Source organism: Mycobacterium sp. (assembly GCF_044342925.1).
Taxonomy (GTDB): Bacteria; Actinomycetota; Actinomycetes; order Mycobacteriales; family Mycobacteriaceae; genus Mycobacterium.
The window spans coordinates 1-2,985 of sequence record NZ_JBIIOV010000250.1; the positions used below are offsets into that span (position 1 = coordinate 1).

4 protein-coding genes are annotated in these 2,985 nt (G+C 62.9%); 3 read left to right on the forward strand and 1 reads right to left on the reverse strand.

Going from position 1 to position 2,985, the window contains the following annotated elements:
* A partial coding sequence (locus tag ADBZ6I_RS16845) for an LpqN/LpqT family lipoprotein (RefSeq protein WP_526385874.1) occupies window positions 1-615 on the forward strand: 615 nt, incomplete at its 5' end.
* A gap of 44 nt (window positions 616-659) precedes the next feature.
* The gene (locus tag ADBZ6I_RS16850) at window positions 660-1,367 is read left to right on the forward strand and encodes a hypothetical protein (protein ID WP_526385876.1); all 708 of its coding nucleotides are present in this window, start codon (window positions 660-662) and stop codon (window positions 1,365-1,367) included.
* Here ADBZ6I_RS16850 and ADBZ6I_RS16855 read toward each other — a convergent pair.
* The gene (locus tag ADBZ6I_RS16855; protein ID WP_526385878.1) at window positions 1,320-2,063 is read right to left on the reverse strand and encodes a winged helix-turn-helix transcriptional regulator; all 744 of its coding nucleotides are present in this window, start codon (window positions 2,061-2,063) and stop codon (window positions 1,320-1,322) included. The two genes, ADBZ6I_RS16850 and ADBZ6I_RS16855, sit on opposite strands and share 48 nt — an antisense overlap.
* Window positions 2,064-2,157: 94 nt before the next feature.
* On the opposite strand from ADBZ6I_RS16855, the gene ADBZ6I_RS16860 reads away from it, so the two are divergent.
* Window positions 2,158-2,976, forward strand: a complete 819-nt coding sequence (locus tag ADBZ6I_RS16860) for a class I SAM-dependent methyltransferase (RefSeq protein ID WP_526385880.1) — start codon at window positions 2,158-2,160, stop codon at window positions 2,974-2,976.
* Window positions 2,977-2,985 lie beyond the last annotated feature (9 nt).

Consider the following 2,985-nt stretch of genomic DNA (forward strand, 5'->3'; position numbering starts at 1 on the left):
GGTTCATGGCCTTGCATCGGTCTTCAGTTTCGGATAGGGCGTCAGCAAGTGAGATTCGATGAGTTCATTGAACAGAGCCAGTTCGTGGCGGAGTCGGTCGACCAGTTTGACGGGTTCGTGGTGGAGGTGGCTGTACCTCCTGAATGGGAACCCTTCGATTCCTCACCCGTTGCACGAGTGTGGGTTTGGCGCGCCGACCCATCCATCAAGCAGTTCTGCACCAATGCGGTGCTCACAATGACCCGGCTCGACACGGCTCTCGAAGACGGCGAGATTTTTGACATGTTGTGCGAGTGGCAGCTGCAAATAGTGCCGGGTAGCCGCCAACTACATCGCGAACTGACCTCTGCCTCCGACGGTCCGGGCATCGCAGGTTCCCTGATTATGCAATTCCCGACGGAGTACGGCGATCTTAAGAGCTCGTCACAAACGCGCGTCATCTCCACTGATGAGCAGACATTTGTCGCGCAACTGACTCTGACCTCACTCCACGATTCACCACGGAACTGGGAGAACCTGAGCCTGATCGTCAGACCTGCCGAGTGGGGCGGCCGCCCTTCAACCTGGCGCCACAGCACCGCACCGACGGTCCAACCTGTCGGCGATCACTCATGACAAGAGCGTCTCGCAAGATCTCGCTCGTCACGATCTTGCGGTACGTGGTTGGCATTGCGCTACTGATGACGGCGTTACTCAATGGATTAATTTTCGATCAGCCGGACTGGGCTAGAAGCCTCGGCTTCGCAACGGCCGGATTGGCTCTCATCGTCATTGGCAGCGGCCGAATCTTTCGGCCCGCAGTATCTCGTGTGAGCGACAGCATCACCTGCCGCTTCATTCCTTGGTACGAGGGCAACCCGTACGGGGCGCTCGTAGTTGTCCCCTTGATGGGCATCTGGATGATCGTCTCTGCGTCCTCTCATCCGTCCAATGGCTCCCTCTTCCGAAACCTCGGGATCGTGGTACTCGCCGTGACACCGGTTTCCCTCTTCTACTTCGTCCGTGAATGGCGACGGTGCCTCTTGCGTATCACTGGCTCAGCTCTGACCCTGCCCATGCCCGCTCAGGGCTACGCGCTCAGGGAGATTCGCCGCGAGAATATCCAATCAATCGAGCCCGCGGTCGGCAGTCACGTGAACAATCTCAATACCGCAATGACCGAAATTGTCTTCAACCCAATGGACTCAAACCCCAGCGCGTCAGAGTCGGTGCTGATCGGACCTTCTAACAGCAAGAATGCTATTTGGTTGACCGTCGAGCCCGCTAATTTGCTTGCCGCACTTCAGGCTTGGAAGAACGGTCACTCAGAGGATCGCGCACTACTTGACCGCATCGAGGCGATTTTGCGCGGTGGGGTTAGTGGTTGAGGATTGAAAGCGATCAGCACGACGGCGACGGTAGCCGCGGTTAGCGATAACCCGCTGGCGCAGCCCCGCCCTCCTTGCCATCCTCCGGTATTCCTCACCCCGCCATTCCTCACCCCGAACACCACGAGTGGAGTCAAGGCGGCAGCAAGTAAGAAGGGGGCGGGTAAGGGTGCGCAGGTCGGTGCCGACGGTGGCTGCCACCTCATAGCCGGGATCGACGTCGCAGATGTCGGGATGCCCGTCGGCAACCACAATCCACCACCGCGCTGCGCGCGGTGCCACATCGCCCAGCCGGATCGCCACTGTGGTGCGACCGGGCGGCCAACGGCTGGCGGGGATCTTGCGCTGCATGTCCCACATCAAAAGATGGGGGTCCAGATCGTCGTCGCCGAGTTCGCCGATCCAGCGCACACCCCAGACGCCCAGTGCGTCGACCACGCCTGCCAGTTCGCGGCCGCACTCGGTCAGCGCGTAGCCGGCGCGGCCGTCAGCCTCCACCGGCGCGACCACCCCGGCCCGGGTCAGGGTCTTCAACCGCTTGGACAACAGCGCCGGTGACATCCGCGGAAGCCCTCGGCGCAGATCGTTGAAATGCCGGCTGCCTTCGAGCAGCTCACGCACCACCAGCAAGGTCCACCGTTCGTCCAGCACATCCATCGCCTTGGAGACGGGGCAGAACTGCCCGTAACCCGACATCTAGCGGGGGTACCCGCCCCGGTTCAGATTTTGCACTGGATCGGCCCCGCGTTCGAGCCGACGATCGAAGAAGACCGACCAGAAAGGGACCGCCATGAGTACCGCCATCACCGACAAAGAGCTGGAAACCCGGCACCGCGCCCTGTGGGCGCTGGGCAACTACCGCGCCATCGCTGACGAGGTGGTCGCAGGGCTGGGACCCGAAGTGGTCGCCGCCGCGAATGTCCGGCGCGGCGAGCGGGTTCTCGACATCGCGACGGGCACCGGCAACGCGGCCCTGGCCGCCGCGGCGGGCGGCGCCGATGTGACCGCCATCGATCTGTGCCCCGAATTGCTCGAACAGGGTCGTGAACTTGCCGTCGCGCGCGGCCTGGCAACCACGTTCATCGAAGCCAACGCCGAGGCGCTGCCCTTCGAGAACGGCCAGTTCGACGTCGTGCTGTCCTGCATCGGGGTCATGTTCGCCCCGCACCATCAAAAAGCGGCCGACGAACTTGTCCGGGTCTGCCGGTCCGGCGGCAGGATCGCCGTGTTGAACTGGACGCCAGACGGTTTCATCGGTCGCCTGTTCGCCACCATGAAGCCCTATATGCCCGCCCCGCCACCCGGGGCGCAGCCGCCGCCGCTCTGGGGCGACGAGGACCACGTCCGTCAGCTTCTCGGCAATCGCGTCACCGATGTGCAACTCCGGTTGGGCAACCTGACAGTCGACCATTTCGCCGACGGCGCGGCGTTCCGCGACTATTTCAAGGCGCACTACGGGCCAACCATCACGGCCTACCGCGGCATCGGCGACGATTCCGCCCGTGCCGCAGCGCTCGATGCGGACCTGGCCGCCCTCGGGGACGATGCCCTGGCCGGATCGAGGGCCATGGATTGGCAGTATCTGATCGTCATGGCACGACGCTGCTGAACGCGACGG

What these genes read in the sequence shown, in the direction of transcription:
- ADBZ6I_RS16855 (WP_526385878.1), bottom strand. Translation starts at nt 2,063, where the DNA reads ATGTCGGGTTACGGGCAGTTCTGCCCCGTCTCCAAGGCGATGGATGTG.
- ADBZ6I_RS16860 (WP_526385880.1), top strand. Translation starts at nt 2,158, where the DNA reads ATGAGTACCGCCATCACCGACAAAGAGCTGGAAACCCGGCACCGCGCC.